Source organism: Pseudomonas entomophila, from assembly GCF_029478665.1.
Lineage (GTDB): Bacteria > Pseudomonadota > Gammaproteobacteria > Pseudomonadales > Pseudomonadaceae > Aquipseudomonas > Aquipseudomonas entomophila_F.
Map to the genome: position 1 here is coordinate 20,650 of NZ_JARPQB010000044.1, position 25,704 is coordinate 46,353.

The following is a 25,704-nucleotide window of genomic DNA, read 5'->3' on the forward strand; positions in this document are numbered from 1 at the left end:
TCCTCAGCTCTGCGACACGGACTTGGGCAGGATGTCGTTGGCGACCATTTCACCGAACGGGCTGACATAGCCACCGCTTTTCGGTTGTTCCGGGCGCTGCACGTCCAGGTGCGGGAACAGCAGCTCGGCGACACGGTACGACTCTTCCAGGTGGGGGTAGCCGGAGAAGATGAAGGTGTCGATCCCCAGGTCCGCATACTCCTTGACCCGCGCCGCGACGGTCGGGCCATCGCCCACCAGCGCGGTGCCGGCGCCACCACGCACCAGGCCGACGCCGGCCCACAGGTTCGGCGCCACCTCCAGCTTGTCGCGCTTGCCGCCGTGCAGGGCGGCCATGCGTTGCTGGCCGACCGAGTCGAAGCGCGCCAGCGAGGCCTGGGCACGGGCGATGGTGTCGTCGTCCAGGTGCGAGATGAGTTTGTCGGCGGCGGCCCAGGCTTCTTCGTTGGTTTCCCGCACGATCACGTGCAGGCGGATGCCGAAGCGCACTTCACGGCCAAGGGCTGCGGCTTTCTCGCGCACCTGGGCGATCTTCTCGGCCACGGCGGCCGGCGGCTCGCCCCAGGTCAGGTACAGCTCGACCTGCTCGGCGGCCAGGTCCTGGGCGGCGTCGGACGAGCCGCCGAAATACAGCGGCGGGCGCGGTTGCTGGATCGGCGGATAGAGCAGCTTGGCGCCCTTCACCTGGAGGTGCTTGCCGTCGTAGTCGACCACTTCGCCTTCGAGTACCTTGCGCCAGATGCGGGTGAACTCCACCGACGCCTCATAGCGCTCCTGGTGGTTGAGGTGCAGGCCGTCACCGGCCAGTTCGTCCGGGTCGCCACCGGTCACCAGGTTGAACAGCGCGCGGCCATTGGACAGGCGGTCCAGGGTGGCCGCCTGGCGCGCCGCCACGGTCGGCGAAATGATCCCCGGGCGCAGGGCGACCAGGAACTTCAGGCGTTCGGTCACCGGGATCAGCGACGCCGCCACCAGCCAGGAGTCCTCGCAGGAACGCCCGGTGGGGATCAGCACGCCGCCGAATCCAAGACGATCGGCGGCCTGGGCGATCTGGCTCAGGTAGCCGTGGTCGACGGCGCGGGCGCCTTCGGTGGTGCCCAGGTACTTGCCGTCACCGTGGGTGGGGAGGAACCAGAAGATGTCAAGGCTCATTGGAGTTGTCTCCTCAAGGGTGGCTCAAGCCGGGGCGGCGCCCCGGCACGGCGAATCGTTCAAGGCGCACTGGCGACCTTGGCCGGGGGTGTCCAGATCACGTCCTTGATGTTCAAGGGCTTGGGGATCAGCTTCAGGGCCGTGAAGGTGTCGGCGATCTTCTGCTGCGCGGTGATGACTTCCGGGGTCAGCGGCGTGGCGCCATAGCCCTGGCGCTTCACCGAGGTGAGCGTGATGTCGGCGGGCAGGCCGAGCAGCGGCGCGACCTGGTCGGTGACCTGCTGCGGGTTGGCCTGGGACCACTGGCCCACGGCGCGCACTTCCTCGACCAGGGTGTTGATCACCGTCGGGTGCTGAGTGGCATAGCCACGGGTGGCGAGGTAGAACTGGTGGTTGTCGACCAGGCCCTTGCCGTCGCGCAGAACGCGGGCCTGCAGCTGTTGCTCGGCGGCAGCCTGGTAAGGGTCCCAGATCACCCAGGCATCCACGCTGCCGCGCTCGAAGGCGGCGCGGGCGTCGGCGGGCGGCAGGTAGACAGGCTGGATGTCGGCATAGGTGAGGCCGGCGTCTTCAAGGGCGCGAACCAGCAGGTAATGGACGTTCGAGCCCTTGTTGAGGGCGACTTTCTTGCCTTTGAGCTCTTTCACCGACTGGATCGACGAACCCTTGGGCACAAGAATCGCCTCGCTGTGTGGCGCAGGCGGCTCGTAGGCGACGTAGAGCAGGTCGGCGCCCGCGGCCTGGGCGAACACCGGCGGCGTTTCGCCGGTCACGCCGAAATCGATGGAGCCGACGTTGAGCCCTTCGAGCAACTGCGGGCCGCCGGGGAATTCGGTCCATTGCACCTGGATGCCCTGCTCGGCCAGGCGCTTCTCCAGCGAGCCCTTGGCCTTGAGCAGCACCAGGGTGCCGTATTTCTGGTAACCGATGCGCAGGCTTTCGGCCTGGGCTTGGGTGATGGCGCCGAAGGACACAGCCGCCGCAAACAGGGCGACCAGACCGCGACGCAAGAAGACTGTGCGCATGGCGCTCTCCTGTGCGAGTTAGGTTCGGGTAGCACCTGCTTGCCTCGTTGGCGGGCGAGTAAGGTGGGAACAGCGATGAAGCGGTGGTGGCCGGGTTCAGATGCTCCAGCGGGCATTGATCAGGCGTTCGTTGAGCACGCCGGGGGCGACTGGCCGAGGCCGGCGCGCCAGGGCGCTGTGGAACGTTTCCAGCGAATCCAGCAGGCGCTGCTCGAGGGCGGGCGCCAGTTGCGCCGGCTTGCTGCCTTCGCCGTAGGCGATCTGGCCGTCGTCGGCGAAGATCCCTTGCAGGGTCTCCTGGGCCTTGAGGGCCGACAGCACGGGCTTGAGCGCGTAGTCCACGGCGAGCATGTGGGCGATGCTGCCGCCGGTGGCGATCGGCAGTACCACTTTGTGTTCCAGGGCGCGCTCGGGCAGCAGGTCGAGCAGGGTCTTCAGCGCGCCGGCGAACGATGCCTTGTACACCGGGGTGGCAACCACCAGGCCGTCGGCCTGGGCCACCAGTTCGTTGAAGTGGCGCACCTGCGGGCTGTCGAAGCGCGCGTGGAGCAGGTCCTCGGCGGGGAACTCCCGCACCTGGAAAGTCACCACCTCGACGCCGCGCTCCTGCAGCCAGTCGCGCGCGCGTTCTAGCAGCACGCCGGAGCGTGAACGAAGACTGGGGCTACCACCGACAGAAACAACCAGCATTGAAAGCGCTTCCTTCGATTCGATTGCAGGGCCGCGAGGGGGTTGGCCCCGCTGGATGCAAGTGACATTAACAGCTCGTCACATATATCTATAAATCATATTTTTTTATGTATTTATTCCTATTGGAGATATTGAATAACGCCCCCTGTAGGAGCGGCTTCAGCCGCGATCACCCGCGAAGCGGGTGCCAGGAACCGCGGTGCTTGCATCGCGGCTAAAGCCGCTCCTACAGGGATACAGGGATCGTGCATGCCGTTCGGCAGGCATAAAAAAGGGCCGTCGAAACGGCCCGAAGATCCCTGCTTGGCTAAGAGCAATACAACGAGGAATTCCTTAACGATTCGGTTGCGGGGTCAGCCGCAGATAGGGTTTCACCGCCCGGTACCCTTTCGGGAAGCGCTGCTTGATTTCGTCTTCGTCCTTCAGCGAGGGCACGATCACCACTTCGTCGCCGTCCTGCCAGTTGCCCGGGGTGGCGACCTTGTAGTTGTCGGTCAGCTGCAACGAGTCGATCACCCGCAGGATCTCGTTGAAGTTGCGCCCGGTACTGGCCGGATAGGTGATGGTCAGGCGCACCTTCTTGTTCGGGTCGATGACGAACAGCGAGCGCACGGTGAGGGTGTCGCTGGCATTGGGGTGAATCAGGTCGTAGAGGTCGGAAACCTTGCGGTCGGCGTCGGCGATGATCGGGAAGTTGACCACGGTGTTCTGGGTCTCGTTGATGTCATCGATCCACTTGTGGTGCGAGTCGACCGGATCCACCGACAGGGCAATGGCTTTCACGCCGCGCTTGGCGAAATCATCCTTGAGCTTGGCGGTCAGGCCCAGCTCGGTGGTGCACACCGGGGTGAAGTCGGCCGGGTGGGAGAACAGCACGCCCCAGCTGTTGCCCAGCCATTCGTGGAAGCGGATCTTGCCGGCGCTGGAATCCTGTTCGAAATCGGGGGCGATGTCGCCGAGTTTGAGGCTCATGGAAGCGGCTCCTGTGCTGTGTCTGGCCTGGATGGGTTCAATGTGCCTGCTTCTGATTAAAAACAAAAAGAATAAATATCGATTTATTTATAACCATATTGCATACGAAATTGCAGGTACAAAAAAGCCTCGCACTAGGCGAGGCTTTTTCTGTGCAGCTACGACTTACATGAAGGCGTAAGTGTAGTTGACGATGAAGCGAGTTTGATCCTGGTCGTTCGCGGAACCCGAACCGGTACCACGGTAGACACCCTGGCGCAGGCTGAAGCCCAGGCCTTTGAGCGTGCCTTCCTGCAGAACGTAGTCGACGCGAGCGTCACGTTCCCATTCGCTGAAGGTGCCATGGCCATTGGTGGCACGGCCATCTTCACCACGCAGGTAGGCAACCGATGCTTTCAGGCCCGGCACGCCCAGACGAGCGAAGTCGTAGGAGTACTGACCGAAGGTGGTGTTCTCACCGGCCTTGGCGAACTGGTTGATCATGCTGTCGGTGAACAGGTAGAAGCTCGCGCCGCCATTACCCTCCAACGGAGAGGTGGAGCCGTCCTTGCGCACGCTGCCCTGGTTCAGCCAGACAAAGCCGCCATCATCGCTGACCTGCTGATGACCCAGCATCAGCGCGTGGCCACCCAAGGTGTAGGTGAACATGGCCGACCAGGTCTTGTTGTCGACTTCGCCGGTGTGCTTGGCGTAGCCACCGTTGTTACCGAAGTTGTAGCCGTTACCGCTGCCGTTCTTGCCGTCACTGCTGCTGTCAAAGTAGCGCAGATCGGTTTTGAACGACTGATCGTCGGCGATCTTGAAGACGTGGGTAGCACCCAGGAAGTGCTGTTTGTAGAAGTCTTCCAGGTTCGAGTAGTAGTACTGCAAGGTCAGGTCAGGCGTGAGCTTGTAGTCCAGGCCACCGAAACGGAACTTGTTGCTGTCGCGGTACGCGCCCTGCACGGACAGCCCGGTGCGATTGCTCGAAGCACGGCCCATCGCGTGGGTCAGTTGACCGGCATTGATGGTCAGGTTGTCGATTTCCTTGGAGGTGACGATGCCACCCTCGAAGGTTTGCGGCAGCAGACGGCCATCGTTGGAAACGAGAATTGGCAGGTTCGGAGCGAGAGCGCTACCGAAATGGGCTTCAGTCTTCGAGAAACGAGCCTTGGCGTTGGCACCGAAGCGGGCCCATTGGGCCACGGAGGAACCATTGCTGTCGCTCGGCATGAAGGTACTGCCATCCTGGTGGTAACCCTTGCCACCATCCAGGTGAATACCCCACAGAGCCTGTGCATCAACACCAAAGCCTACGGTGCCTTGGGTGAAGCCGGAGATGTAGTCAAGCTTGAAACCTTGACCCGACTCACGCACATCTGGGCGTGGCTTGCTGCCAGGCGCTTCACGGTTGTCGTTGTTGAAGTACATGGTGCGCGAGCTCACGGACAGCTTGCTGTCCTCGATGAAACCTGCAGCGCCTGCTTGTTGGGCGAGAACCCCCAGTGCCACGGCCAGGGCCAGGCTGGACTTGTACATGCTTTGCTCCTCTACGTTCTAATTTTTGTGCGTCTCAAGCGGCGGGATCTTCTGCCCCACTCGCCTGGATTGGCGATTTAGCACCAATGCGTGACCGCCAAGTCAATCGTTGACGGGCGATTTGCGACTTTGGTCTAACCCGCAACCTGCGCTACAGGATAATGACAATCCTATAAATCCAAAATGACCGTTTTATGAATCTGTAAGATTTTTACGGAATAACATTGGAACCTTTACAGCCATTCGATGTATCGACGCTGTCAATCATACCTTTAGGTTATGTGCAAACGTTTGCCGCAGAGCGGCCCGTTGCCCGACCAAGCGGAGCCGAAAAAGGCTAGCAGGGAACCCGGATTCCGCCAGTCGGCGGCCGAGCACCCTCTGTAGGAGCGGCTTTAGCCGCGATGCAGGCGCCGCAGTATCCGGCACCCGCTTCGCGGGTGATCGCGGCTGAAGCCGCTCCTACAGAAGTCGTATCCGATCAATGGGTTGGGTTTTGTTCCCTGGACACCTGCCAGGCTCAGAGCATTTGGCTTTTAAGCTAATGCAAAAAGGTTATTTATTTTTAGTTTCTTAGATCATCTAGTCTTCTCGCCATCCATACCCCCATTTGCCTGACGAGAGGTTCAACCATGATCCCGCATGCTCCGCTGCGCCTGTTCGCCGCCCTGACCCTCGCCAGCGCCAGCTGGTTGGCCCAGGCCGCCGACCTGACCGTCGCCTACCAGACCACCGTCGACCCGGCCAAGGTGGCCCAGGTCGATGGCACCTATGAAAAGGACAGCAAGGCCAGCATCGACTGGCGCAAGTTCGATAACGGCGCCGACGTGATCACCGCCGTGGCCTCGGGCGACGTACAAATCGGCTATCTCGGCTCCAGCCCCCTGGCCGCCGCCGCCACCCGCAAGCTGCCGGTCGAGACCTTCCTGATCGCCACCCAGATCGGCGCCGGCGAGGCGCTGGTCGCCCGCGACAGCATCAAGACCCCGCAGGACCTGGTCGGCAAGAAAGTCGCCGTGCCTTTCGTCTCCACCGGCCACTACAGCCTGCTGGCCGCGCTGAAGGCCTGGAACATCGACCCCTCCAAGGTGCAGATCCTCAACCTGGCGCCACCGGCGATCATCGCCGCCTGGAAGCGTGGCGACATCGACGCCACCTACGTCTGGGACCCGGCGCTGGGGGTGGCCAAGGAGAACGGCAAGGTGCTGATCACCTCCGGCGAACTGGCCGAGAAAGGCGCCCCGACCTTCGACGCCTGGATCGTGCGCAAGGACTTCGCCGCCAAGCACCCGGAGATCGTCAAGTCGTTCGCCAAGGTGACCCTCGACGCCTACGCCGACTACCGCAAGGACCCGCAAGCCTGGCTGGCCGACAAGGACAACGTCGCCAAGCTGGTCAAGCTGTCCGGCGCCAAGGCGGCCGATATCCCGGTGCTGCTGCAGGGCAACGTCTACCCGCTGGCCGCCGACCAAGCCAGCGCCCTCGGCGCGCCGACTACCCAGGCACTGACCGACACCGCCACCTTCCTCAAGCAACAGGGCAAGGTCGAAGCCGTGCTGCCGGACTACTCGCCCTACGTCAGCGCCCAATACCTGCCCAACTGATCCGGAGCCCGTCATGGCCTTGCTTGAACTGGAGCGCATCAGCGCACAGTACCCCGGCGCCTCCACCCCGGTGCTGGCAGACATCAACCTGAGCCTCGGGCCACGCCAACTGCTGGTGGCCCTCGGGCCTTCCGGCAGCGGCAAGACCTCGCTGCTCAACCTGATCGCCGGGTTCGTCGCCCCCAGCGACGGGCGCATCACCCTCGACGGCGCGCCGGTGCAAGGCCCCGGCGCCGAGCGCGGCGTGGTGTTCCAGGACGATGCCCTGTTGCCCTGGCAGGATGTGCTGGCCAACGTCGCCTTCGGCCTGGAACTGGCCGGCGCGCCCCGCGCCCAGCGCGAAGCCAAGGCCCGCGAGATGCTGGCGCTGGTCGACCTGGCGGGCTTCGCCGAACGGCGTGTCTGGCAACTCTCGGGTGGGCAGAAACAGCGCGTGGGCCTGGCCCGTGCGCTGGCCGCCGACCCTCGGGTGTTGCTGATGGACGAACCCTTCGGTGCCCTCGACGCCTTCACCCGTGAACAGATGCAGGAGCTGTTGCTGCAGGTCTGGCAGCGCACCGCCAAGCCGGTGTTCCTGATCACCCATGACATCGAGGAAGCGGTGTTCCTCGCTACCGAACTGGTGCTGCTGGCACCCAACCCCGGGCGTGTGGTCGAGCGCCTGCAACTGGACTTCGGCCAGCGCTATGCCGCTGGCGAGTCGGCCCGCGCGATCAAGTCCGATCCCCGCTTCATCGAAACCCGCGAGCACGTGCTGGCACGGGTATTCTCGCAACGCCAGGAGTCCGCATGAGCAGCATCGAATTGCCGGCCGCCGCCAAGCAGGCACAACGGACGCAACCTGAAGTGAAACCCCGCAAGCCCTTGCCGACCCGCTGGATCAGCACCCTGACCCTCGCCACCCTGCTGCTGGCCTGGTGGCTGGTGACCGCCGCCGGCTGGATCGAACCGCTGTTCCTGCCGCCACCCGGCGACATCCTGGCCAAGGGCTGGGCCCTGCTCACCCAGGGCTACATGGACGCCAGCCTGTGGCAGCACCTGGGCGCCAGCCTCGGCCGCATCGGCCTGGCCCTGCTGGCCGCAACGCTCACCGCCATCCCGGTGGGCCTGGCCATCGGCTACAACCGCGTCGCCCGTGGCATCCTCGACCCGCTGATCGAGTTCTACCGGCCGATCCCGCCACTGGCCTACCTGCCCCTGATCGTGATCTGGTGTGGCATCGGCGAGCTGTCGAAGGTGCTGCTGATCTACCTGGCGATCTTCGCCCCGATCGCCATCGCCACCGCCACCGGCGTGCGCACCGTCGACCCGGCCAAGTTGCGCGCCGCCCAGTCGCTGGGCGCCACCCAGGCCCAGCTGATCCGCCATGTGATCCTGCCCAGCGCCCTGCCCGACATCCTCACCGGCATCCGTATCGGCCTGGGCGTGGGCTGGTCGACCCTGGTCGCCGCCGAACTGATCGCCGCCACCAGCGGCCTGGGCTTCATGGTGCAGTCGGCGGCGCAGTTCCTGGTCACCGACGTGGTGGTGCTGGGGATCCTGCTGATCGCCCTGATCGCCTTCGCCCTGGAGATGGGCCTGCGCGCCCTGCAACGCAAGCTGGTGCCCTGGCATGGGCAGAGCCATTGATAGCCGAATGACCACGCCGGCAACCCGGCACCTGGAACGAGAAATGACATGAGCCTGACCGTAACCCCTCTCAGCCCGGCCCTCGGCGCGCAGATCAGCGGCGTGGACATCAGCCGCGAGATCACCGTCGAACAGCGCGACGCCATCGAGCAGGCGCTGCTCAAGCACCAGGTGCTGTTCTTCCGCGAGCAGCCGATCACCCCCGAGCAACAGGCACGTTTCGCCGCGCGCTTCGGTGACCTGCACATCCACCCGATCTACCCCAACGTGCCGGACACCCCGCAGGTGCTGATCCTCGACACGGCGGTCACCGACGTGCGCGACAACGCCGTGTGGCACACCGACGTGACCTTCCTGCCGACGCCCGCGCTGGGTGCGGTACTCAGTGCCAAACAGTTGCCCGCCTACGGTGGCGACACCTTGTGGGCCAGCGGCATCGCCGCTTTCGAAGCGCTGTCGGCGCCGCTGCGCGAGATGCTCGATGGGCTGACCGCCACCCATGACTTCACCAAGTCGTTCCCGCTCGAGCGCTTCGGCACCACGCCGGAGGACCTGGCACGCTGGGAGACGGCCCGGCGCAACAACCCGCCGCTGTCGCACCCGGTGGTGCGCACCCATCCGGTCAGCGGGCGCAAGGCGTTGTTCGTCAACGAAGGGTTCACCACGCGCATCAACGAACTGAACGAGCAGGAGAGCGAGGCGCTGCTCAAGCTGCTGTTCGCCCATGCGACACGGCCGGAGTTCAGCATTCGCTGGCGTTGGCAGGAGAACGACGTGGCGTTCTGGGACAACCGCGTCACGCAGCATTTCGCGGTGGATGACTACCGGCCGAGCCGGCGGGTGATGCACCGGGCGACCATCCTGGGTGATGCACCGTTCTAAAGGGTCTTGGGGAGTCCTTTGGCCTCCGTTCGCGGCACAAGGCCGCTCCTACAGGAGATCGCGTCCACCTGTAGGAGCGGCCTTGTGCCGCGAAAGGGCCGCAAAGCGGCCCCAGCAATCTACCTGACCAGATGCAGGTACTGCATGTGCCGCTCGTACTGGTCGAGGATGTCGTTGATGATCTGCTCCTTGCTGTAGCCCACCAGGTCGTAGTTCTGGCTGCCTTCGGAAAGGTGCACCTCCGCCCGGTAGTAGCGGCGGTTCTTCAACTCCTGGGTACCCAGTCCACCCAGCGCGAACGAAGGCGTGAAGTACCCGCGCATCTGCACCAGGTAGATGAACGGCTGTTCCTCGCCATGGCCGATCTTCAGGCTGACGTTGTCGTGGCTCGGGTCATCCTGGGTGATCAGCACCAGGCCCTTCTGCTCGAACACCTCGCGCACCTCGGCGATCGCCGGGCGCACCACGTCATCCATGAAGCGGTACACCTCGTCCCGCGACGGGAAGTGCACGGCCTGGCTCAGGCGCTGGCGCCAGCCACCACGCCCGCGCCGCGACTGGGCGAACGGCGCCAGCGAGTGCATCTGCGCGATCTGCCGCTGGCTTTCCAGGTAGAACGCCTTGTGCAGCCCCCACATCATGCACAGCAGGATCAGCGAGAACGGCAGCGAGGTCAGCACCACCGCCGACTTCAACGAATCAATGCTGCCGGCGAACAACAGGCCGCCGGTGATCAGCGCGGTCATCGCGCCCCAGAAGATCCGCAGCCAGTTCGGACCATCCTCGTCGGCGCCGCCGCCCTTGGCCGACAGCGTCGACAGCACCACGGTGCCGGAGTCGGCCGAAGTGACGAAGAACACAAAGCTGATGAACACCGTCACGGCGATCACCGTCTTGCTCCAGGGGTAGGTTTCCAGCAGCAGGTACAGGCTCATCGACGGGTTGTCCAGGGCCGACTGGCCGAGGGCAGTCATGCCGTGGTCGAGCACCTGGGTCATGGCGCTGTTGCCGAAGATCGACATCCACGCCAGGGTGAAGCCCAGCGGGATCAACAACACGCCGAAGACGAACTCGCGGATGGTGCGGCCACGGGAAATGCGTGCGATGAACAAGCCCACGAACGGCGCCCAGGCAATCCACCAGGCCCAGTAGAACACCGTCCAGCCACCCAGCCAGTCGCGGTTCTCGCCATAGGCGTACACATCGAAGCTCTTGCGCGGCAAGGCACCCAGGTAGTCACCGAGGTTCTGGATCAAGGTGTTGAACAGGTGCTGGGTGGGGCCGGCGAACAGCACGAACAGCAGCAGCGCGCAGGCCAGGAACAGGTTGATGTCGCTCATCACCCGCACACCTTTTTCCACCCCGGCGACCGCCACGGCCACCGCCGCGCCCATCATCAGGACGATCAGCAGCACCTGCACCCACTGGCTGTGGCTGATGCCGAACAGGTAGTCGAGGCCGGCGTTCAGGTGCAGCACGCCAAAGCCCATGTCGGCGCCCAGGCCGAACACCGTGGCGATGATGCCGAAGCCGTCCACCGCGTAGCCGATCGGGCCATTGATGCGCTTGCCAATCAGCGGGTACAGCGCCGAACGCAGGGCCAGCGGCAGGTTGTGGCGGTAGGCGAAGTAGGCCAGCGCCATGCCGACGAAGGCGAACACGCCCCAGCCGTGCAGGCCCCAGTGCAGGAACAGGATCTGCATCGCCTGGCGCCCGGCCTCGGCCGTGCCCGCTTCGCCCTGCGGTGGCTGCAGCATATGGGTCAGCGGCTCGGAGACGCAGAAGAAGAACAGGGTGATGCTGATGCCGGCGGCGAACAGCATGCCGGCCCAGGACAGGTAGCTGAACTCGGGTTCGTCGTGGTCGGCACCGAGCTTGAGCTTGCCGTAGCCGGACAAGGCGGTGACCACCACGAAGACCAGGTACAGCGTCATGGCCAGCATGTAGTACCAGCCGACGGTGTTGGCCGCCCAGTTCTGCGCCGCCAGCAACCACTCGCCCGCCGCTTGCGGCTGGGCGATGACCACCAGGCCAAAAATGAGGATGAAACTGGCCGCGAAGTAGAACACGGGGGGGTTCATGCGGATCTTGCCGTTGGCAAGCTCGGGGGTCGGTGCACTCATTGAACGGGCACCTCGTCGAAGGACGTGAGGTTCGGATTGAACGGGTTCAGCAAAGGCGATTCCTCCTTTTGAACACCGGCAATGGACCAGCGTTTTTCGTTGAACAAGCGTTCAAGTTAAACATGGATCGGCGTTCAATGCGACCCGATGTCGCTGGGCGGGAGCCTGGCGGGGCTGTATTGCAGCCCTTCGCTGGCAAGCCAGATCCTACGGTCTAGACGGGTTTACGCTACACGTAGGAGCCGGCTTGCCGGCGAACAAATCAGAAAAGCCAACAACAATCCGTGGTCAGTTCTTATCCTGGCAATCCAGCTGCAGGTTGGCCTGGGTGATGTTGCTGTCAGCCGGCACGCTGCGGGTCAGCCACACGTTGCCGCCGATGGTAGAGCCCTTGCCGATGGTGATCCGCCCGAGAATGGTTGCGCCGGCATAGATCACCACGTCGTCTTCGACGATCGGGTGGCGCGCCAGGCCCTTGTGCAGGGTGCCCGACTCGTCGCTGGGGAAGCGCTTGGCGCCCAGAGTCACCGCCTGGTAGATGCGCACCCGCTCGCCGATGATCGCGGTCTCGCCGATCACCACGCCGGTGCCATGGTCGATGAAGAAGCTCTGGCCAATGCGCGCGCCAGGGTGGATGTCGATACCGGTGGCCGAGTGCGCCAGCTCCGAGCTGATCCGCGCCAGCAGCGGCAGGCCGGCCTGGTACAGGTGGTGGGCCAGGCGGTGGTGGATGATCGCCAGGATGCCGGGATAGCACAGCAGCACTTCATCGACGCTGCGCGCCGCCGGGTCGCCGTGGTAGGCGGCCAGCACATCAGTGTCGAGCAGCACGCGCAGAGCCGGCAGGGCCGCGGCGAAGTCCTGGATCAAGCGCAGGGCGTGGCCGTCGACATCGGTGACCTCGGTCTTGCCGTGGCGCGCGGCATAGCGCAGTTCCAGGCGGGCCTGTACCAGCAAGGCAGTCAGCGCGGCGTCGAGGGTATGGCCGACGTAGAAATCCTCGCTCTCTTCGCGCAGGTCCACCGGGCCCAGGCGCATCGGGAACAGCGCGCCACACAGTTGCTCGAGAATCTGCCGCATCGCTTCGCGCGACGGCAGTTCACGCCCGCCCTGCTCACCGCTGCTGCGGCCGTTGCGGCTGCGCCACTGTTCACGGGCACTGCGCAGGCCACTGACAATGCCCTGCAATTGCCAATGCCCTGTTGATGGTTGTTCGCTCACGGTGTTTCTCCTGCCAGGCGGCTTTCTCGGTATGCACACGTTCCCTGTAGGAGCGGCCTTGTGCCGCGAAGGGGCCGCACAGCGGCCCTGGGATCTTCGCGCAGAAGCCTCTGTCGACGGGGCCGCTACGCGGCCCCTTCGCGGCACAAGGCCGCTCCTACAGGGAGGGTGTAAGCCAAGATACGTCAAATCTGCCTCTTGGAAAAAACAACGCTTTATTCCATCCTGAGCTAAGTCGGGCATAAGTCATTGCATTCGGCAAAATGGGAATAACAACATGATTTTTTATTATTTCCCGACCTATAAAGCCCACCTCTATAGTCGCCACCTCACTACTTCCACAACAAGCGCGAGGCCTGCCATGACCAAATTCGCCAAACCCCTTCTCAACGCCAGCCTGGCGCTCCTGCTCGGCGCCGGCCTGCTCGGCCAGGCCTTTGCCGGCGAGCAACTGAAGACCATCCAGGAAAAAGGCGTGATCAACGTCGGCCTGGAGGGCACCTACCCACCGTTCAGCTTCCAGGACGAAAACGGCAAGCTGGCCGGCTTCGAGGTCGAACTGTCCGAGCTGCTGGCCAAGGAGCTGGGGGTCAAGGCCAAGGTCCAGCCGACCAAATGGGATGGCATCCTCGCCGCCCTGGAATCCAAGCGCCTGGACGTGGTGATCAACCAGGTCACCATCTCCGAGGAGCGCAAGAAGAAGTACGACTTCTCCGAGCCCTACACCATCTCCGGCATCCAGGCGCTGGTCCTGAAGAAGAAGGCCGAGCAGCTGAACATCAAGACCGCCCAGGACCTGGCGGGCAAGAAAGTCGGCGTGGGCCTGGGCACCAACTACGAGCAATGGGTCAAGCAGGACGTACCGAAAGCCGAAGTGCGTACCTATGAAGACGACCCGACCAAGTTCGCCGACCTGCGCAACGGCCGCATCGACGCCATCCTGATCGACCGCCTGGCCGCGCTGGAATACGCGCAGAAAGCCAAGGACACCGAACTCGCCGGCGCTCCGTTCTCGCGCCTGGAAAGCGGCGTGGCCCTGCGCAAGGGCGAGCCTGAACTGCTCGCGGCGCTGAACAAGGCCATCGACAAGCTCAAGGCTGACGGCACGCTGAAACAGCTGTCCGAGAAATACTTCGGTGCCGATGTCACCAAATGATCGCTGAAAGCCTGCAACTCGTTGTCGACTCCGTGCCCTTCCTGTTGAAGGGCGCGGGTTATACCGTGCTGCTCAGCGTCGGCGGCATGTTCTTCGGCCTGGTACTGGGCTTTGCCCTGGCACTGATGCGGCTGTCGAAGATCCTGCCGCTGGACTGGCTGGCGCGCATCTATGTGTCGTTCTTCCGGGGCACGCCGCTGCTGGTGCAGCTGTTCGTGATCTATTTCGGCCTGCCACAGATCGGTATCGAGCTCGACCCGATCCCGGCGTCGCTGATCGGCCTGTCGCTGAACATGGCGGCGTACATCTGCGAAATTCTCCGCGCCGCGATATCCTCGATCGACCGTGGCCAGTGGGAAGCCGCGGCCAGCATCGGCATGACCCGCACCCAGGCCATGCGCCGGGCGATCCTGCCGCAGGCCTTGCGCACCGCGCTGCCGCCCCTCGGTAACAGCTTCATCTCGCTGGTCAAGGATACCGCCCTGGCGGCGACCATCCAGGTGCCCGAGCTGTTCCGCCAGGCGCAGCTGATCACCGCCCGGACCTTCGAAGTCTTCACCATGTACCTGGCTGTCGCGGTGGTCTACTGGATCCTCTGCAGCATCCTGGCGCACTTCCAGAACCGCATGGAAGCGCGGGTCAACCAGCACGACCAGGAGCACTGAGATGATCGTAGTAGAGGGCCTGACCAAACGGTTCAAGGGCCAGACCGTGCTCAACGGCATCGACCTGACCGTGCAACCCGGCGAAGTGGTGGCCATCATCGGCCCCAGCGGCTCGGGCAAGACCACCTTCCTGCGCTGCCTCAACCTGCTGGAAACCCCCGATGCCGGGCGTATCCAGATCGGCGACATCACCATCGATGCCGGCCGCCCGCTGGGCAGCCAGCAAAGCGCGATCCGCCGCCTGCGCCAGCAGGCCGGGTTCGTGTTCCAGAACTTCAACCTGTTCCCCCACCGCACTGCCCTGGACAACGTCATCGAAGGGCCGGTGATCGTCAAGAAGACGCCCCGCGAGCAGGCCATCGAGCTGGGCAGGCGCCTGCTGGCCAAGGTCGGCCTGGCGGGCAAGGAAGACGCCTACCCCCGGCGGCTGTCCGGTGGCCAGCAGCAACGGGTGGCCATCGCCCGTGCCCTGGCCATGGAGCCAGAGGTGATCCTCTTCGACGAACCCACCTCGGCGCTCGACCCCGAACTGGTGGGTGAGGTGTTGGCGACCATTCGCGGCCTGGCCGAGGAGAAACGCACGATGATCATCGTCACCCACGAGATGAGCTTCGCCCGTGACGTGGCCAACCGGGTGATCTTCTTCGACAAGGGCGTGATCGTCGAACAGGGTGAGGCCAAGGCGCTGTTCGCCAACCCAAAGGAAGAGCGCACCCGGCAGTTCCTCCGCAAGTTCCTCGGGACCACCGCTGCGCAGGACTGAAATCCGGCGTTGTCTTCTTCGCGGGTAAACCCGCTCCTACAGGATCGTTGCTGAACCTGTAGGAGCGGGTTTACCCGCGAATGCTTTCGCACATCCCGAAGCCGATTCCGACTTCTATATATATTCCAAAGAGTTAGTTCATAAAATTTTTATAAACGAATAGGGTATATCCACCGGACCACCGGACCAGCAAACGTCTGTCGCCATCAGCTGAGGCGGCACATTCAACTTTGTGAGGTAAGGAATGGTCAGGAACACAATCACCCCAGTGGCCAACGCCAGGGCATTGAGTGCAGCCAAGGAGCGGTACTGATGTCCAGCCAGCCAACTACCCAATTCCACAGCGATATCGACAGCTCGCCCCTGTTGCTGCCGGCCAAGGTGCTGCGCAATGACGAGGAGGCCCTGCAAGCCGCCCGCGAGCTGGCCCAGGTGGCCCGCCAACAGGCCGCCCGCCGTGACCAGCAGCGCAAGCTGCCATGGGCCGAGATCGAACAGTTCACCCGCAGCGGCCTGGGCAGCATCAGCGTGCCCAAGGCCTTCGGCGGCCCAGAAGTGTCCTTCGAGACCATCGCCGAAGTCTTCCGCCTGATCAGCGCCGCCGACCCTGCGCTGGGGCAGATTCCGCAGAACCAGTTCGGCATCCTCCAGCTGGTGCGCCTGACGGCCACCGAAGCCCAGCAGGAAGCGGTCTTCCGCGCCGTGCTCGACGGCTGGCGCATCGGCAATGCCGGCCCCGAACGTGGCACCAAGGACACGCTCACACTCAAGGCGCGCATCACCCGCGACGGCGATGGCTATCGCCTCAGCGGCGAGAAGTTCTACTCCACCGGCGCCCTGTACGCCCACTGGGTGGCGGTCAAGGCCCTGGACGACGAGGGGCGCCAGCGCCTGGCGTTGGTTCGCCGGGGCAGCCCAGGGTTGCGCATCGTCGACGACTGGTCCGGCTTCGGCCAGCGCACCACCGCCAGCGGCACCGTGCTGCTCGACCAGGTGCCGGTGGACGCCGACCTGGTCATCGACAACTGGCGCCATCGGGAGCAACCCAGCACCCAGGGCGCGGCCTCGCAACTGATCCAGGCCGCCATCGACGCTGGCATCGCCGAGGCGGCCATCGACGACGCGATCCAGTTCGTGCGCGAGAAATCGCGGCCGTGGATCGAAGCCAAGGTCGAGCGCAACAGCGACGACCCCTATGTGATCGCCGACATCGGCCGCCTCAAGCTCGACCTGCACGCCGCCGAAGCGCTGCTGCGCAAGGCCGCGAAGGTGCTCGACGAGGTCAACGCCGGGCCCGTCGACGATGCCGCCGCCGCGCGGGCATCGATCGCCGTGGCCGAAGCCAAGGTGCTCACCACCGAGATCTCGCTGCAGGCCAGCGAGAAACTCTTCGAGCTGGCCGGCAGCCGCGCCAGCCTGGCCGAGTTCAACCTCGACCGGCACTGGCGCAACGCCCGGGTGCACACCCTGCACGACCCGGTGCGCTGGAAATACCACGCCGTCGGCGCCTACTACCTCAACGGCACCCTGCCTGCCCGCCATTCCTGGATCTGATTCAAGGCCCTTCGCCAGCAAACCGGCCCCTACGCAATCTCCGTAGGAGCCGGCTTGCCGGCGAACAGCCCCTGCGGAGAGCACCATGACTGCATCCCTCATCACCAGCGACGCCCAAGCCCTGGCCGTCGCCGAAGAAATCGCCCAATCACTGCGCCACGACAGCGCCGCGCGTGACCGCGAACGCCGCCTGCCCCACGCCGAACTCGACCATTTCGTGCAGACCGGCCTGTGGGGCATCAGCGTGCCCAAGGCCTATGGTGGTGCTGGTGTATCCAGCGCCACCCTGGCCAAGGTCATTGCCCGCATCGCCCAGGCCGACGCCTCGATCGGGCAGATCCCGCAGAACCACTTCTATGCCCTGGAAGTGCTGCGGGTGAACGGCACCCCGGACCAACAGAAACGCCTGTACGCGGAAGTCCTCGCCGGTCGCCGATTCGGCAACGCCCTGGCCGAGATCGGTACCAAGAACGCCCATGAGCGCACCACTCGGCTGACCCGCGACGGCGATCATTTCCGCATCGATGGTCGCAAGTTCTACTGCACCGGCGCCCTTTACGCCCAACGCATCCCGACCCTAGTGATCGACGAACACGGTGTTTCACACCTGGCCTTCGTGCCCGCCGACACCCCGGGCATCGAGGTGATCGACGACTGGAGCGGCTTCGGCCAGCGCACTACCGGCAGCGGTTCGGTGGTGTTCACCAACGTGGCCGTCCGCGCCGAGGACGTAGTGCCATTCCAGAGCGCCTTCGATCGCCCGACCACGGTCGGCCCGCTGGCGCAGATTCTCCACGCCGCCATCGACACCGGCATCGCCCGCGCCGCCTTCGAGGACGCCCTGCACTTCGTGCGCACCCGCAGCCGGCCGTGGATCGACTCCGGCCTCGACAAGGCCAGTGACGACCCGCTTACCCTGAAGAGCTTCGGCCACCTGGCGATCCGCCTGCATGCCACCGAGGCCCTGCTGGAGCGCGCCGGCGAAATCCTCGACATCGCCCAGGCCGACAGCAACGCCGAAACCCTGGCCGCGGCCTCCATCGCCGTGGCCGAGGCCCGGGCGATCAGCACCGAGATCTCGCTCGCCGCAGGCACCACCCTGTTCGAGCTGGCCGGCAGCCAGGCCACCCTGGCCGAGCACAACCTCGACCGCCACTGGCGCAACGCCCGGGTGCACACCCTGCACGACCCGGTGCGCTGGAAGTACCACGCCATCGGCAACTACTACCTCAACGACGAGAAGCCACCACGCCGGGGGACCATCTGATGGCCCGCCAGATCCTGCTCAATGCCTTCAACATGAACTGCATCGGGCACATCAACCATGGCCTGTGGACCCACCCACGGGACACCTCGACCCAGTACAAGACCTTGGAATACTGGACCGACCTCGCCCGCCTGCTGGAGCGCGGGCTGTTCGACGGCCTGTTCATCGCCGACATCGTCGGCACCTACGACGTCTACGGGCAGTCGGTGGACGTGCCGCTGAAGGAGGCCATCCAACTGCCGGTCAACGACCCGCTGCTGCTGGTCTCGGCGATGGCCGCGGTGACCAGGCACTTGGGTTTCGGCCTCACCGCCAACCTGACCTACGAGGCGCCCTACCTGTTCGCCCGGCGCCTCTCCACCCTCGACCACCTGAGCAACGGCCGGGTCGGCTGGAACATCGTCACCGGCTACCTCGACAGCGCCGCCCGGGCCATGGGCCTTGAGCAACAGCCCGAGCACGACCGCCGCTACGACCAGGCCGACGAGTACCTGCAGGTGCTGTACAAGCTGCTCGAAGGCAGCTGGGACGACGACGCCGTGGTCGCCGACCGCGAGCAACGCGTGTATGCGCGCCCGGACAAGGTGCGCAAGGTCGAGCACCACGGCGAGTTCTACAAGGTCGAGGGCTACCACCTGTGCGAACCCTCGCCCCAGCGTACCCCGGTACTGTTCCAGGCCGGCAGTTCGGCGCGCGGCCTGGCGTTCGCCGGCAACCATGCCGAATGCGTATTCATCAGCGGCCAGGACAAGCCGTCCACCCGCGCCCAGGTCGACAAGGTGCGCGCAGCGGCCAAGGCGGCCGGGCGCGATCCCCAGGCGGTGAAGGTGTTCATGGGCCTCACCGTGATCGTCGCCCCGACCGAGGAGCAGGCCCGCGCCAAGCACGCCGAGTACCTGCGCCACGCCAGCGCCGAAGCGGGTGTGGCGCACTTCGCCAGTTCCACCGGCATCGACTTCTCGCGCTATGAACTGGACGAACCCATCGGCTTCGCCAAGGGCAACGCCATCCAATCCGCCACCCGCCAGTTGCAGGACAACGCGTGGACCCGCCGCCGCCTGCTCGAACAACACGCCCTGGGCGGGCGCTACGTAACCCTGGTCGGCGCCCCGGAACAAGTGGCCGAGCAACTGATCGCCTGGATCGACGAAACCGGCCTGGACGGCTTCAACCTGGCGCGCACCGTCACCCCGGAAAGCTACGAGGACTTCATCGACCTGGTGATCCCCGAACTGCAGCGCCGCGGCCGCTACAAGACTGCCTACGCCGAGGGCAGCCTGCGCCAGAAGCTGTTCGCCACACCCCACGCCCACCTGCCCGCCGACCACCCCGGCGCCACCTACCGCAACCCACCTGTCCCTGCCCCGACTGGAGCCCTGCACCATGCTTGAGAAACTGTTCCGGCCCGTCGCGGCCATCGCCCTGGGCCTCGGCCTGTCCGCCGCCGCCTTCGCCGCCGAGCCGTTGAAGATCGGCACCACCGCCGCCTTCGCCATCCCGCTGGAAGCCGCCGTGGAAGAGGCCCACAAACAAGGGCTGGAAGTGAAGCTGATCGAGTTCAGCGACTGGATCGCACCGAACGTCAGCCTCAACAGCGGCGACATCGACGTGAACTACTTCCAGCACATCCCCTTCCTGGAGAATGCCAAGGCCGCCGCCGGTTTCAACCTGGTGCCCTACGCGCCGGGGATCATCAACAACGTCGGCCTCTACTCGAAGCGCTACAAAAGCTTCGCCGAGCTGCCCGAGGGCGCCAGCGTGGCCATCGCCAACGACCCGATCAACAGTGGCCGAGGCCTGCAGTTGCTGGCCAAGGCCGGGTTGATCACCCTCAAGCCGGGCGTGGGCTACAAGGCCACCGAGGATGACATCGTCGCCAACCCCAAGAAGATCAAGATTCTCCAGGTCGAGGCGGTACAGCTGGTGCGCGCCTATGACGACGCCGACCTGGTCCAGGGCTACCCGGCCTACATCCGCCTGGCCAACAGCTTCGACGCCACCTCGGCGCTGCTGTTCGACGGCCTGGAGAACAAGGAATACGTGATCCAGTTCGTGATCCGCCCGCAGGAGAAGAACGACCCGCGCCTGGCCAAGTTCGTCGACATCTACCAGCACTCGCCCGCCGTGCGCGCCGCCCTGGACAAGGCTCACGGCACGCTCTACCAGGCCGGTTGGGAAGGCTGACATGGCCCAGGCCAGCGCCCTCAGGGCGCCCGTCCCACCCGTCGAACCGCACAAGGCCACGGAGCAGGCCCTGCGCCCGGACGTGAACCAGGCCCACGTGCGCTTCATCGGCCTGGGCAAGACCTACCCGGGCCAGGCCCAGCCAGCGTTGCACGGCATCGACCTGAACATCCGCCGCGGTGAGATCTTCGGCATCATCGGCCGCAGCGGCGCCGGCAAGTCGTCGCTGCTGCGCACCATCAACCGCCTGGAGCAGCCCAGCCAGGGCCGGGTGCTGATCGACCAGGTGGATATCGCGCCGTTCGACGAGGACCGCCTGGTGGCCCTGCGGCGGCGCATCGGCATGATCTTCCAGCACTTCAACCTGATGTCGGCCAAGACCGTGTGGCAGAACGTCGAGCTGCCGCTGAAGGTCGCCGGCGTGGCCAAGGCCGAGCGGCAGCGCAAAGTACGCGAGCTGCTGGAGCTGGTCGGGCTTTCGGAGAAGCACCACGTCTACCCGGCGCAACTGTCGGGTGGGCAAAAGCAGCGGGTCGGCATCGCCCGGGCGCTGGTGCACGACCCTGAGATTCTGCTGTGCGATGAGGCCACTTCGGCGCTGGACCCGGAGACCACCGCCTCGATCCTCGAACTGCTGCGCGACATCAACCGGCGCCTGGGCCTGACCGTGGTGCTGATCACCCACGAGATGGCGGTGATCCGCGATATCTGCCACCGCGTGGTGGTGCTCGAACGTGGCGAGGTGGTCGAGCAGGGCGAGGTCTGGCAGGTGTTCGGCGCGCCGCGCCATGAGGTTACTCGCACGCTGCTGGCGCCATTGCAGGCGCGGCTCCCCGACGCATTGCAAGCCAGCCTGCGCGCCAGCCCGGCCAGCCGTGATGCGGCCGTGGTACTCAAGCTCGGCCTGGTCGGCGAGCCGGAACTGAGCGCCCTGTTCGCTGACCTGGGTGGGCGGGTGCGCCTGCTGCAGGGCGGCATCGAGACCATCGGCGAGCATGCCGTGGGGCAACTGATCCTGTCCGTACGCGGCTCGCCGCTGGATACCCGTCAACTGTTGGAGCGCGCCCGTCGCTGGGCCGCGGACGTGGAGGTGCTGGGCCATGTGGATTGAGCGTTTGCTGCAAGGCTTGCTCGACACCTTGCTGATGGTCGGCGTGTCGTCGCTGGTCGCGCTGCTCGTCGGCGTGCCGATGGCGGTGCTGCTGGTCACCAGCGACAAGGGCGGGGTCTTCGAGACCCCCGCGCTCAACCGGGTGCTGGGCGCCATCGTCAACCTGTTCCGCTCGATCCCGTTCCTGATCCTGATGGTCGCGCTGATCCCCTTCACCCGCCTGGTGGTCGGCACCACCTATGGCGTGTGGGCAGCGGTGGTGCCATTGACCATCGCGGCGACACCGTTCTTCGCGCGGATTGCCGAGGTGAGCCTGCGCGAGGTGGACCATGGCCTGATCGAGGCGGCGCAGGCCATGGGCTGCCGGCGCTGGCACATCGTCTGGCACGTGCTGCTGCCCGAAGCGCTGCCGGGCATCGTCGGCGGCTTCACCATCACCCTGGTGACGCTGATCAACTCGTCGGCCATGGCCGGGGCGATCGGTGCCGGGGGATTGGGAGACATTGCCTATCGGTATGGCTACCAGCGCTTCGACAGCCAGATCATGCTGACCGTGATCGTGATGCTGGTGGCGTTGGTGGCGCTGATCCAGCTAGGCGGGGATCGCCTGGCGAAAGGCTTGAACAAGCGTTGAGCCATTCGCCATGTAGGAGCGGCCTTGTGCCGCGAAGGGGTCGCGCAGCGGCCCCAATTGTCTTGCTGCCAGGAGAATAGTAGGGCCGCCCTGCGGCCCTTTCGCGGCATAAGGCCGCTCCTACACCCAGCGCAATTCCTGAGCCGGCACCGGCCTGCCAAACCAGTACCCCTGCCCCATCTGGCACTGCTGCTCCAACAGGAACCGCGCCTGCTCGGCCTGTTCGATCCCCTCGGCGTGCACCTGCATGCCCATGCTGCGCGCCAGGGCGATGATCACCCGCACGATGGCGATGTCATCGTCGTCATGGGGCAACCCGGCAACGAAGCCCTGGTCGATCTTCAATTTCTGCACCGGCAGGCGCTTGAGCCGCAGCAGCGACGAGTAGCCCGTACCGAAGTCATCAATGGCCAGGTTCAGCCCCAGTTCGCGCAGCCGGTGCATCTGCTCCAGCGCCACCTCCGGGTCCTCCATCACTGCGCTCTCGGTGACCTCGAGTTCCAGCAGGGCCGGGTCCAGGCCGGTGTCGTGCAGCACATCGGCCACCTGCCGGTACAGCTCGCGCTGATTGAACAGCCGGCTGGAGATGTTCACCGCGACGAACTCCAGCACCCGCCCCTCGGTCTGCCACTGCACCATCTGCCGGCAGGCCTGCCCCAGCACCCAGGCATCGATCTCGGCAATCAGCCCGGTGCGCTCGGCGATGGGGATGAACTCCCCTGGCGGGACCAGCCCACGCGTGGGGTGCTGCCAGCGTACCAGCGTCTCCACGCCGATCATCCTCGAGGTGAACAAGTCATGCACCGGCTGGAAGAACACCCGCAGCTCTTGCTGCTCCAGCGCCCGGCGCAACTCGCCGGCGGTCTCGACCCGCTGCTGGGCATGGGCGGTGAGCTCTTCGGTGTACAGCGCGTAGCAGGCCCGGCCATTGCCCTTGGCCTTGAACAGCGCCGAGTCGGCATTGCGCAGTAATTGCTCGGCACTCAGCGCGTCGCTGGGGAACAGGCTGATGCCAATGCTGGCACTGATAAACAGCCGGTTGCCGTCGAAGCTGAACGGTTCTTTCAGCCGCTCGATGATGGTCTGCGCCAGCTTGCCGGCCTGGCCGACTTGCTGGCAGTTCTCCGCCAGCACCCCGAACTCGTCACCGCCCAGGCGGGCCAGGGTCACGCCGTTGCCCAGCACTTCACGCAGGCGCTCGCCGACCTGTTTGAGCAACTGGTCGCCGATGGTATGGCCAAGGCCGTCGTTGATGCTCTGGAAGTGATCCAGGTCGAGCAGCAGCAGGGCGCAGCCACGCTTGTTGGCTTGGGCTGCAGCCAGTGCCTGCTCGACACGGTCGTTGAACAGCAGGCGATTGGGCAAGCCGGTGAGCGGGTCGTGGTGGGCGAGGTAGGCCAGTTCCTCTTCCGTGTGCTTGATCGCACTGATATCGCTGAACACCGCCACATAGTGGCTGAGCTCGCCGCTGTCGTCGCGAATAGCACAGATCGTCTGCCATTGCGGGTAGATCTCACCACTTTTGCGACGGTTCCAGATTTCCCCGCTCCACTCGCCCTTTTCCGCCAGCGCGGCGTAGATCTGCTGGTAGAACGGCGCGCCATGGCGGCCCGACTTGAACTTGCTCGGCCGCTGGCCGACCACCTCGTCCTGCTGGTACCCGGTGATGCGCATGAAGGCACGATTGACGTGCACGATCAGGCCGCTGCGATCCGTCACCAGCACACCCTCCAGGGTGCTGTCGAACACCGCGGCGGCCATGCGCAGGCGTTCGCGGTCCTCGCTGCGCAGACGGGCGCCGATACCGATGAAGTTCAGCAGACGGGCACGCGAGACGAAGATCAGCAAGGCACTGAGCAGCACCCATACCACGACATTGATCTGCCGCCCCACGGTCAGCGCCAACGGGTCCTCGGTCATGCCATGCAGGACCAGCTCGGACAGCGCCAGCCAGAGGATCGAAAGCACCACATAGAGCCCGGCCATGCGCAAGGCGTCGCGAACGGAAACAGACATGTCGGGTGGATTAGCCCATGAAAAAGGAAGGGGCATTATAGGGGCTGAAACACCCTGTGACTTCCTATCAAAAAGGGCGACTGGTTTTATTTCCCCGCCAAGGGATAATGCGAGCGCTGTTCCCCCTGTGTTTTCGAGGGTATTCCCCGTTATGTGGTACTACGGTCTGCTCGACCTGTCGGCCTGGCAACTGGTCGCGGTCACCTTGCTGATGACTCACCTGACCATCGTCAGCGTCACCATCTACCTGCACCGCTACTCGGCCCACCGAGCCCTGGAGCTGAACGCGGGCCTCAAGCATTTCTTCCGCTTCTGGCTGTGGCTCACCACCGCGCAGAACACCCGCGAGTGGACCGCCATCCACCGCAAGCACCACGCCAAGTGCGAAACCCCGGACGACCCGCACAGCCCGGTGCACAAGGGCCTGGGCACCGTGCTGCGCAAGGGCGCGGAGCTGTACCGCGAAGAAGCACGCAACGAAGAGACACTGCGCATCTACGGCAAGAACTGCCCCGATGACTGGATCGAGCGCAACCTCTACACCCGCTACAAGCTTGGCGGCATCGCCCTGATGGCGGTCATCGACCTGCTGCTGTTCGGCACCATCGGCATCACCATCTGGGCCATCCAGATGATGTGGATTCCATTCTGGGCCGCCGGCGTGGTCAACGGCCTGGGTCACGCGGTGGGCTATCGCAACTTCGAATGCCGCGACGCGGCCACCAACCTGGTGCCCTGGGGCATCATCATTGGCGGCGAGGAGCTGCACAACAACCACCACACCTACCCCAACTCGGCAAAACTCTCGGTGCGCCGCTGGGAATTCGACATGGGCTGGATGTGGATCCGCCTGCTGAGCCTGCTGCGCCTGGCCAAGGTGCAGCGGGTCGCGCCCATCGCCCACCGGGTCGAGGGCAAGGCCTCGCTGGACATGGACACCGCCATGGCCATCCTCAATAACCGCTTCCAGATCATGGCTCAGTACCGCAAGCTGGTGATTGCCCCACTGGTGAAACAGGAGCTGGACAAGGTCGACGCATCGGTACGCCATCGCTTCCGCCGCGCCAAACGCCTGCTCTCGCGCGAAACCAGCCTGCTGCAAGACCGCCATCACGTGCGCATCGAATCCATGCTCGCCCACAGTCAGGCCCTCAAGACCATCTACGAAAAGCGCCTGGCGCTGCAGCAGATCTGGGCGCGCACCAGTGCCAACGGTCACGACATGCTCGCTGCCATGAAGGAGTGGGTACACGAGGCGGAAGCCAGCGGTATCCATTCGCTGCGCGACTTCGCCGCCCAGCTCAAAACCTACTCGTTGCGCCCTGCCACGGCCTGACCGCCGTTGATCGGCACGCTCCGCAATGGCGCGTGCCGACCGGAACTTACCCTTCGCACAAAGCTCAAACTCGACATATCGCCCGCGTGGCGGGCCTGACCGTGGCCGCACGCCTATCGTCGAGAACCGCTCCGTGCTCATGGCCAAAGAACTCCCACCCACGCACACCGGCCCCCCCCGCCCCGAAGCCGCCCAGACCTTG

Annotated in this window: 22 protein-coding genes; 14 read left to right on the forward strand and 8 right to left on the reverse strand. The window is 64.8% G+C overall.

Going from position 1 to position 25,704, the window contains the following annotated elements; genetic code table 11:
• Nucleotides 1-3 precede the first annotated feature (3 nt).
• The 5 genes from ssuD to P5705_RS20370 form a co-directional block, all read right to left on the reverse strand.
• Nucleotides 4-1,152 carry an FMNH2-dependent alkanesulfonate monooxygenase gene (gene ssuD / locus P5705_RS20350; protein ID WP_277462720.1) on the reverse strand — a complete coding sequence of 383 codons (1,149 nt, stop codon included), beginning with the start codon at nucleotides 1,150-1,152 and terminating at the stop codon, nucleotides 4-6.
• A 59-nt stretch (nucleotides 1,153-1,211) separates the two neighbouring features.
• Nucleotides 1,212-2,177 (reverse strand): sulfonate ABC transporter substrate-binding protein, encoded by a 966-nt coding sequence (locus P5705_RS20355; RefSeq protein ID WP_277462721.1) that lies wholly within the window; start codon nucleotides 2,175-2,177, stop codon nucleotides 1,212-1,214.
• Between the two features lie 96 nt (nucleotides 2,178-2,273).
• Nucleotides 2,274-2,867 (reverse strand): NADPH-dependent FMN reductase, encoded by a 594-nt coding sequence (gene ssuE, locus P5705_RS20360; RefSeq protein ID WP_277462722.1) that lies wholly within the window; start codon nucleotides 2,865-2,867, stop codon nucleotides 2,274-2,276.
• A gap of 333 nt (nucleotides 2,868-3,200) precedes the next feature.
• Complete coding sequence (locus P5705_RS20365) at nucleotides 3,201-3,839, reverse strand: peroxiredoxin (RefSeq protein WP_011531644.1); 639 nt, start codon at nucleotides 3,837-3,839, stop codon at nucleotides 3,201-3,203.
• 165 nt (nucleotides 3,840-4,004) lie between these two features.
• Nucleotides 4,005-5,357 carry an OprD family porin gene (locus P5705_RS20370; protein ID WP_277462723.1) on the reverse strand — a complete coding sequence of 451 codons (1,353 nt, stop codon included), beginning with the start codon at nucleotides 5,355-5,357 and terminating at the stop codon, nucleotides 4,005-4,007.
• 632 nt (nucleotides 5,358-5,989) lie between these two features.
• On the opposite strand from P5705_RS20370, the gene tauA reads away from it, so the two are divergent.
• Genes tauA through tauD form a run of 4 tightly spaced genes read left to right on the forward strand, consistent with a single transcriptional unit; the run spans nucleotide 5,990 to nucleotide 9,472 of the window.
• Nucleotides 5,990-6,961, forward strand: coding sequence for a taurine ABC transporter substrate-binding protein (gene tauA / locus P5705_RS20375; protein WP_277462724.1), 972 nt, complete (start codon nucleotides 5,990-5,992; stop codon nucleotides 6,959-6,961).
• Between the two features lie 13 nt (nucleotides 6,962-6,974).
• On the forward strand, nucleotides 6,975-7,754 hold the full coding sequence (gene tauB, locus P5705_RS20380) for a taurine ABC transporter ATP-binding subunit (protein ID WP_277462725.1): 780 nt from the start codon (nucleotides 6,975-6,977) through the stop codon (nucleotides 7,752-7,754).
• Nucleotides 7,751-8,590 carry a taurine ABC transporter permease TauC gene (gene tauC / locus P5705_RS20385; RefSeq protein ID WP_277462726.1) on the forward strand — a complete coding sequence of 280 codons (840 nt, stop codon included), beginning with the start codon at nucleotides 7,751-7,753 and terminating at the stop codon, nucleotides 8,588-8,590. The genes tauB and tauC overlap by 4 nt, the downstream gene beginning before the upstream one ends.
• Before the next feature lie 48 nt (nucleotides 8,591-8,638).
• Nucleotides 8,639-9,472: a taurine dioxygenase gene (tauD, locus tag P5705_RS20390; RefSeq protein WP_277462727.1), complete on the forward strand. Its 834-nt coding sequence runs from the start codon at nucleotides 8,639-8,641 to the stop codon at nucleotides 9,470-9,472.
• A 119-nt stretch (nucleotides 9,473-9,591) separates the two neighbouring features.
• Here the strand turns inward: tauD and betT are convergent, their stop codons facing one another.
• Entirely contained in the window at nucleotides 9,592-11,553 is a 1,962-nt protein-coding gene (betT, locus tag P5705_RS20395; protein ID WP_277462738.1) for a choline transporter BetT, read from the reverse strand.
• 330 nt (nucleotides 11,554-11,883) lie between these two features.
• On the reverse strand, nucleotides 11,884-12,816 hold the full coding sequence (gene epsC, locus P5705_RS20400; RefSeq protein WP_277462728.1) for a serine O-acetyltransferase EpsC: 933 nt from the start codon (nucleotides 12,814-12,816) through the stop codon (nucleotides 11,884-11,886).
• A 361-nt stretch (nucleotides 12,817-13,177) separates the two neighbouring features.
• On the opposite strand from epsC, the gene tcyJ reads away from it, so the two are divergent.
• The 9 genes from tcyJ (at nucleotide 13,178) to P5705_RS20445 (ending at nucleotide 22,150) form a co-directional block, all read left to right on the forward strand.
• Complete coding sequence (tcyJ, locus tag P5705_RS20405; RefSeq protein ID WP_277462729.1) at nucleotides 13,178-13,972, forward strand: cystine ABC transporter substrate-binding protein; 795 nt, start codon at nucleotides 13,178-13,180, stop codon at nucleotides 13,970-13,972.
• The gene (tcyL, locus tag P5705_RS20410) at nucleotides 13,969-14,637 is read left to right on the forward strand and encodes a cystine ABC transporter permease (RefSeq protein WP_011531635.1); all 669 of its coding nucleotides are present in this window, start codon (nucleotides 13,969-13,971) and stop codon (nucleotides 14,635-14,637) included. Before tcyJ ends, tcyL begins: the two co-directional genes overlap by 4 nt.
• A gap of 1 nt (nucleotide 14,638) precedes the next feature.
• Entirely contained in the window at nucleotides 14,639-15,400 is a 762-nt protein-coding gene (gene tcyN, locus P5705_RS20415; protein ID WP_277462730.1) for an L-cystine ABC transporter ATP-binding protein TcyN, read from the forward strand.
• A gap of 312 nt (nucleotides 15,401-15,712) precedes the next feature.
• Nucleotides 15,713-16,954, forward strand: a complete 1,242-nt coding sequence (locus tag P5705_RS20420; RefSeq protein WP_277462731.1) for an SfnB family sulfur acquisition oxidoreductase — start codon at nucleotides 15,713-15,715, stop codon at nucleotides 16,952-16,954.
• 85 nt (nucleotides 16,955-17,039) lie between these two features.
• The gene (locus P5705_RS20425) at nucleotides 17,040-18,221 is read left to right on the forward strand and encodes an SfnB family sulfur acquisition oxidoreductase (RefSeq protein WP_277462732.1); all 1,182 of its coding nucleotides are present in this window, start codon (nucleotides 17,040-17,042) and stop codon (nucleotides 18,219-18,221) included.
• Nucleotides 18,221-19,612, forward strand: coding sequence for an LLM class flavin-dependent oxidoreductase (locus tag P5705_RS20430; protein ID WP_277462733.1), 1,392 nt, complete (start codon nucleotides 18,221-18,223; stop codon nucleotides 19,610-19,612). The genes P5705_RS20425 and P5705_RS20430 overlap by 1 nt, the downstream gene beginning before the upstream one ends.
• Entirely contained in the window at nucleotides 19,605-20,405 is an 801-nt protein-coding gene (locus P5705_RS20435) for a MetQ/NlpA family ABC transporter substrate-binding protein (RefSeq protein WP_277462734.1), read from the forward strand. The genes P5705_RS20430 and P5705_RS20435 overlap by 8 nt, the downstream gene beginning before the upstream one ends.
• Nucleotide 20,406: 1 nt before the next feature.
• Entirely contained in the window at nucleotides 20,407-21,516 is a 1,110-nt protein-coding gene (locus P5705_RS20440) for a methionine ABC transporter ATP-binding protein (protein WP_277462735.1), read from the forward strand.
• Nucleotides 21,506-22,150, forward strand: a complete 645-nt coding sequence (locus P5705_RS20445) for a methionine ABC transporter permease (RefSeq protein ID WP_277462736.1) — start codon at nucleotides 21,506-21,508, stop codon at nucleotides 22,148-22,150. The genes P5705_RS20440 and P5705_RS20445 overlap by 11 nt, the downstream gene beginning before the upstream one ends.
• 120 nt (nucleotides 22,151-22,270) lie before the next feature.
• Here the strand turns inward: P5705_RS20445 and dibA are convergent, their stop codons facing one another.
• Entirely contained in the window at nucleotides 22,271-24,166 is a 1,896-nt protein-coding gene (gene dibA / locus P5705_RS20450) for a phosphodiesterase DibA (protein ID WP_277462737.1), read from the reverse strand.
• A 151-nt stretch (nucleotides 24,167-24,317) separates the two neighbouring features.
• On the opposite strand from dibA, the gene desA reads away from it, so the two are divergent.
• Nucleotides 24,318-25,502 (forward strand): delta-9 fatty acid desaturase DesA, encoded by a 1,185-nt coding sequence (desA, locus tag P5705_RS20455; RefSeq protein ID WP_011531626.1) that lies wholly within the window; start codon nucleotides 24,318-24,320, stop codon nucleotides 25,500-25,502.
• Nucleotides 25,503-25,704: the final 202 nt, after the last annotated feature.

Coding starts and splice junctions, on each gene's coding strand:
- ssuD (WP_277462720.1), bottom strand. CDS start 1,152: ATGAGCCTTGACATCTTCTGGTTCCTCCCCACCCACGGTGACGGCAAG.
- P5705_RS20355 (WP_277462721.1), bottom strand. CDS start 2,177: ATGCGCACAGTCTTCTTGCGTCGCGGTCTGGTCGCCCTGTTTGCGGCG.
- ssuE (WP_277462722.1), bottom strand. CDS start 2,867: ATGCTGGTTGTTTCTGTCGGTGGTAGCCCCAGTCTTCGTTCACGCTCC.
- P5705_RS20365 (WP_011531644.1), bottom strand. CDS start 3,839: ATGAGCCTCAAACTCGGCGACATCGCCCCCGATTTCGAACAGGATTCC.
- P5705_RS20370 (WP_277462723.1), bottom strand. CDS start 5,357: ATGTACAAGTCCAGCCTGGCCCTGGCCGTGGCACTGGGGGTTCTCGCC.
- tauA (WP_277462724.1), top strand. CDS start 5,990: ATGATCCCGCATGCTCCGCTGCGCCTGTTCGCCGCCCTGACCCTCGCC.
- tauB (WP_277462725.1), top strand. CDS start 6,975: ATGGCCTTGCTTGAACTGGAGCGCATCAGCGCACAGTACCCCGGCGCC.
- tauC (WP_277462726.1), top strand. CDS start 7,751: ATGAGCAGCATCGAATTGCCGGCCGCCGCCAAGCAGGCACAACGGACG.
- tauD (WP_277462727.1), top strand. CDS start 8,639: ATGAGCCTGACCGTAACCCCTCTCAGCCCGGCCCTCGGCGCGCAGATC.
- betT (WP_277462738.1), bottom strand. CDS start 11,553: ATGAACCCCCCCGTGTTCTACTTCGCGGCCAGTTTCATCCTCATTTTT.
- tcyJ (WP_277462729.1), top strand. CDS start 13,178: ATGACCAAATTCGCCAAACCCCTTCTCAACGCCAGCCTGGCGCTCCTG.
- tcyL (WP_011531635.1), top strand. CDS start 13,969: ATGATCGCTGAAAGCCTGCAACTCGTTGTCGACTCCGTGCCCTTCCTG.
- tcyN (WP_277462730.1), top strand. CDS start 14,639: ATGATCGTAGTAGAGGGCCTGACCAAACGGTTCAAGGGCCAGACCGTG.
- P5705_RS20420 (WP_277462731.1), top strand. CDS start 15,713: ATGTCCAGCCAGCCAACTACCCAATTCCACAGCGATATCGACAGCTCG.
- P5705_RS20425 (WP_277462732.1), top strand. CDS start 17,040: ATGACTGCATCCCTCATCACCAGCGACGCCCAAGCCCTGGCCGTCGCC.
- P5705_RS20430 (WP_277462733.1), top strand. CDS start 18,221: ATGGCCCGCCAGATCCTGCTCAATGCCTTCAACATGAACTGCATCGGG.
- P5705_RS20435 (WP_277462734.1), top strand. CDS start 19,605: ATGCTTGAGAAACTGTTCCGGCCCGTCGCGGCCATCGCCCTGGGCCTC.
- P5705_RS20440 (WP_277462735.1), top strand. CDS start 20,407: ATGGCCCAGGCCAGCGCCCTCAGGGCGCCCGTCCCACCCGTCGAACCG.
- P5705_RS20445 (WP_277462736.1), top strand. CDS start 21,506: ATGTGGATTGAGCGTTTGCTGCAAGGCTTGCTCGACACCTTGCTGATG.
- dibA (WP_277462737.1), bottom strand. CDS start 24,166: ATGTCTGTTTCCGTTCGCGACGCCTTGCGCATGGCCGGGCTCTATGTG.
- desA (WP_011531626.1), top strand. CDS start 24,318: ATGTGGTACTACGGTCTGCTCGACCTGTCGGCCTGGCAACTGGTCGCG.